Raw genomic sequence first — 2324 nt, 5'->3', positions numbered from 1 at the left:
GAATAAGCAAAAGAGAGTTCATTGACATATTGACAGACAGCGTAGCTTCTGTTCGGGGAGGTCGGCCGAAAGGCGTGATTTCCTGATAACGGATAGAAGTGATTGTACAAAAAATAAATAAACAACATCCGTCAAGGAATTAAGATAAGAACCTGGATCGAGTTGGGATTTTTGAGTTGTAGAAGACACTTTGGTTAATACTGGAGTTAAGTTATTTAAGATTCTACGATGAAGAGTTTGATCCTGGCTCAGGATGAACGCTAGCGGCAGGCCTAACACATGCAAGTCGAACGGTAACAGGGATTGCTTGCAATCCGCTGACGAGTGGCGCACGGGTGCGTAACGCGTATGGAACCTACCCTTTACAGGGGGATAGCCCGGAGAAATTCGGATTAATACCCCGTAGTATTGTTAATCGGCATCGGTTGACAATTAAAGCTTCGGCGGTAGAGGATGGCCATGCGTCCTATTAGCTAGATGGTGAGGTAACGGCTCACCATTGCTACGATAGGTAGGGGCCCTGAGAGGGGGATCCCCCACACTGGTACTGAGACACGGACCAGACTCCTACGGGAGGCAGCAGTGAGGAATATTGGACAATGGTCGTAAGACTGATCCAGCCATGCCGCGTGCAGGAAGACGGCCCTATGGGTTGTAAACTGCTTTTTTACGGGAAGAATAATGCCCACGTGTGGGCAGATGACGGTACCGTACGAATAAGGACCGGCTAACTCCGTGCCAGCAGCCGCGGTAATACGGAGGGTCCGAGCGTTATCCGGAATCATTGGGTTTAAAGGGTCCGCAGGCGGGCCAGTAAGTCAGGGGTGAAAGTTTGCGGCTCAACCGTAAAATTGCCTTTGATACTGCTGGTCTTGAGTTGCGGTGAAGTGGCCGGAATATGTGGTGTAGCGGTGAAATGCATAGATATCACATAGAACACCGATTGCGAAGGCAGGTCACTAACCGCCGACTGACGCTGATGGACGAAAGCGTGGGGAGCGAACGGGATTAGATACCCCGGTAGTCCACGCCGTAAACGATGGACACTAGCTGTCGGGGCTCACGCCTCGGCGGCCAAGCGAAAGTGATAAGTGTCCCACCTGGGGAGTACGTTCGCAAGAATGAAACTCAAAGGAATTGACGGGGGCCCGCACAAGCGGTGGAGCATGTGGTTTAATTCGATGATACGCGAGGAACCTTACCAGGGCTTAAATGTAGTGGGACAGGCTTAGAGATAGGCTTTTCTTCGGACTCATTACAAGGTGCTGCATGGTTGTCGTCAGCTCGTGCCGTGAGGTGTCAGGTTAAGTCCTATAACGAGCGCAACCCCTACCGTTAGTTGCCAGCATGTAAAGATGGGGACTCTAACGGAACTGCCGGTGCAAACCGCGAGGAAGGTGGGGATGACGTCAAATCATCACGGCCCTTACGTCCTGGGCTACACACGTGCTACAATGGCCGGTACAATGAGCAGCCACGCCGCAAGGCGGAGCGAATCTAAAAAACCGGTCACAGTTCGGATCGGGGTCTGCAACTCGACCCCGTGAAGCTGGAATCGCTAGTAATCGGATATCAGCCATGATCCGGTGAATACGTTCCCGGGCCTTGTACACACCGCCCGTCAAGCCATGGAAGCCGGGAGTGCCTGAAGTCCGTCACCGCAAGGAGCGGCCTAGGGCAAGATCGGTAACTAGGGCTAAGTCGTAACAAGGTAGCCGTACCGGAAGGTGCGGCTGGAACACCTCCTTTCTAGAGACTCAATACTAAAGGTATTGGCCACTTAAGGAGTGCCTTTTACAGAATCGGCTTGAGAATTCTTCTCGGCCAGGTTTTTATCTTAAGACTTGTGACAGGATGTTGTTTATTTATTAGTCTGTTAGTATTAAAGTTATAAAATGCAGTCTCATAGCTCAGCTGGTTAGAGCGCTACACTGATAATGTAGAGGTCGGCAGTTCGAGTCTGCCTGAGACTACCATCCCAGGCCGCAGAGGTATGGGCTGATGTTCATTGAGAATAACGTTATTGGAAATTCTGGAGGTTGAGCAACCTTTATTAAACTGCCATCGGGGCATGTGCATACTTGCCGACCGATGGGATGTTTAAAAGAGAGGGGAATTAGCTCAGCTGGCTAGAGCACCTGCCTTGCACGCAGGGGGTCACCGGTTCGAATCCGGTATTCTCCACCATTAAGCGCGAGCGATAGCGGCCTTGAAAAGGCAGCGTTCGGGCGGCAGATCCAGGGCGGTCAAGTTTACTTGAAGCCGCAATGGAGAAGGCGCACGGACAAAGCCCCGAAGGGGATTGTTATGGCGCGCATTTACCA

Annotated in this window: 2 tRNA genes and 1 rRNA gene; all 3 read left to right on the top strand. The window is 51.5% G+C overall.

The window, feature by feature from the left end:
* The first annotated feature begins 225 nt into the window (after positions 1 to 225).
* The 3 genes from H7F20_RS15825 (at position 226) to H7F20_RS15815 (ending at position 2187) form a co-directional block, all read left to right on the top strand.
* Positions 226 to 1749: ribosomal RNA gene (locus H7F20_RS15825) — 16S ribosomal RNA — on the top strand.
* Positions 1750 to 1899: 150 nt separating this feature from the next.
* A tRNA-Ile gene (locus tag H7F20_RS15820) sits at positions 1900 to 1976 on the top strand.
* 134 nt (positions 1977 to 2110) lie between these two features.
* Positions 2111 to 2187: transfer RNA gene (locus H7F20_RS15815), tRNA-Ala, on the top strand.
* The last annotated feature ends 137 nt before the right edge of the window (positions 2188 to 2324 follow it).

The organism is Robiginitalea sp. SC105 (assembly GCF_014243345.1).
Lineage (GTDB): Bacteria > Bacteroidota > Bacteroidia > Flavobacteriales > Flavobacteriaceae > Robiginitalea.
Note: the sequence above shows the minus strand (reverse complement) of the source record. Positions and strands in the feature narration are given on the sequence as shown.